This is a genomic window from Streptomyces sp. NBRC 110028, assembly GCF_001417735.1.
Taxonomy (GTDB): domain Bacteria; phylum Actinomycetota; class Actinomycetes; order Streptomycetales; family Streptomycetaceae; genus Streptomyces.
The window spans coordinates 1-2,065 of sequence record NZ_BBUZ01000096.1 but is presented as its reverse complement, the minus strand read 5'-3'; the positions used below and the strand labels follow the sequence as shown (position 1 = coordinate 2,065).

The 2,065-nt window shown below is 68.6% G+C and carries 2 protein-coding genes; both read left to right on the top strand.

Annotated elements, in window-relative coordinates; all coding sequences use genetic code 11:
* A partial coding sequence (locus ASC60_RS38410) for an IS607 family transposase (protein ID WP_055558347.1) occupies nt 1-458 on the top strand: 458 nt, incomplete at its 5' end.
* Nucleotides 451-2,065, top strand: a 1,615-nt coding sequence (locus ASC60_RS38405; protein WP_055558346.1) for an IS200/IS605 family accessory protein TnpB-related protein, incomplete at its 3' end; no start/stop codon positions are given. The genes ASC60_RS38410 and ASC60_RS38405, both read left to right, overlap by 8 nt.

Sequence of the window (2,065 nt, the reverse complement as noted above, 5' to 3'; positions counted from 1 at the left end):
TGAATGTTGGGGTCAACGCCGTGCCCGAGGCGATCGGCGGGCTGGGCCTGTATGCCCGTGTCTCCTCCCATGACCAGAAGACCGACCTGGAGCGGCAGGTCGCCCGGCTGTCCCAGTGGGCGGCGCAGGCCGGCCACCGGGTGGTGCGCGTGGAGGCGGAGATCGCATCCGGTATGAACGGTGGCCGCCCCAAAGCCAAGCGGCTGCTGACCGATCCGGATGTGACCACGGTGGTGGTCGAGCATAAGGACCGGCTGGGCCGGATGAACACCGAACTTGTCGAAGCCGCCCTCTTCGCACATGGGCGCCGCCTCGTGGTCCTTGATGACGGCGAGGTCGAAGACGACTTGGTGCGCGACATGGTGGAGGTGCTGACCTCGTTGTGTGCTCGCCTGTACGGTCGCCGGTCGGCGAAGAACCGTGCCCGCAAGGCTTTGGAGGCCGCCGAGCATGGCTGACTCCACACTGCGCACGATCCAGGCGCCGTTCGTTGCGCTGGGCCCGTCGGGGGTGGCGATCCGCACCAGCATCAAGGGCATGTCCCAGCGGGACTGTGAGGTGCTGCCGCTGGTGGGCGCACACCTGGGTTCGCTGGCTTCCACCGACCTCAAGGCCCGTTGCCGGGCGGGTACCGATCACGACAGCGACCAGTGGGCCCAGCGCAAGCGGGCCCTGACCGAGGAGTCGTCCTCCCGCTGGGCCGGGAGTATCACGAAGGCCACCCATGACCAGTGGGGCCTCTCACGCCGTGCCCAGCTCGCCCACATACACAACCTTGAGGCCGGGGTGCGCACGATCGCGCACCGCCTGTCCCAGCCGGTCGGGGAGAAGGGCACGAAGCGGACGCCGGGCGGCTACCGCACACAGCAGGAGTACTTCCAAAAGACCCGGCGCCTGCATGTGCTGGAAGACCGGCTGGAACGCGAGCGGTCCGACCGTGAGGCCGGTGTCGTGCACGTGGTGCGGGGCGGGAAGCGACTGGCTCGCAACCGGCACAGTCTGGAAGCTGCCCAGCTCACCGAGTACGAGTGTGGCGCGCGCTGGGATGCCGAACGCTGGTTCCTCCAGGCAGACGGGGAGTCGGGGAAGCGTTTTGGGAACGAAACCATCCGCGTCAGCTCCGACGGCGAGGTCGGCATCAAGCTCCCGGCTCCGCTGGCTCACCTGGCCAACGCCCCGCGCGGCCGGTATGTGCTCGACGGCCGGATCGGCTTCCGGCACCGCGGCCAGGAGTGGGCCGACCGCGTATCGGCGAACCGTGCTGTCGCCTACCGCATCCACCTGGACGTGGACCGGGGCCGCTGGTACCTCACCGCGGCGTGGATGATCCCCCCGGTTCAGACTGTTCCCCTGGCCGTAGCCAGGGCGAACGGGCTCATCGGTGTGGACACCAACGCCGACCACTTCGCAGCGTGGCGTCTGGATGTACACGGCAACCCGACGGGTGAGCCCCGCCGATTCTTCTATGACCTCGATGGGTCGGCCACCTACCGGGACGCCCAGGTGAGGCACGCCCTCACCTGCCTCCTTCACTGGGCACGACGCGAAAACGTCTCCATCGCGATCGAGGACCTGGACTTCGGCGCGGACAAGACGCGGGAGAAACACGGCCGCAGGAAGCGGTTCCGCAAGCTGATCTCCGGCATGCCCGTCGCCAAACTGCGGGCACGGCTGGTGTCCATGGCCGCCGAACTCGGCATCAGCATCGTCGTCGTCGACCCCGCCTACACCTCCCGTTGGGGCGCCGAGCACTGGCAGAAGCCCCTCAGCAGCAAGAACCGCAAGACCACCCGCCACGACGCCGCTGGCGTCGCGATCGGACGACGCGCTCTCGGGTTCCGCGTCCGGCGACGGACGGCACCGCCCTCACACCACCAGAGCGATCGTGTGGGGCATCGGACCGCCCAGGCCGGACACAGAACCCGCGGGCGTGAGGAAACCCGCCCCCGCATCCCCGGACCACGGACACGATCCGTGTCGCCGGACGCGGCGCGAACGCGGGCGACCAGTGCATTCACAACCGTTCGGGATGCACCAGTTGACCAGGTCTGGGTCCAAGACTCAC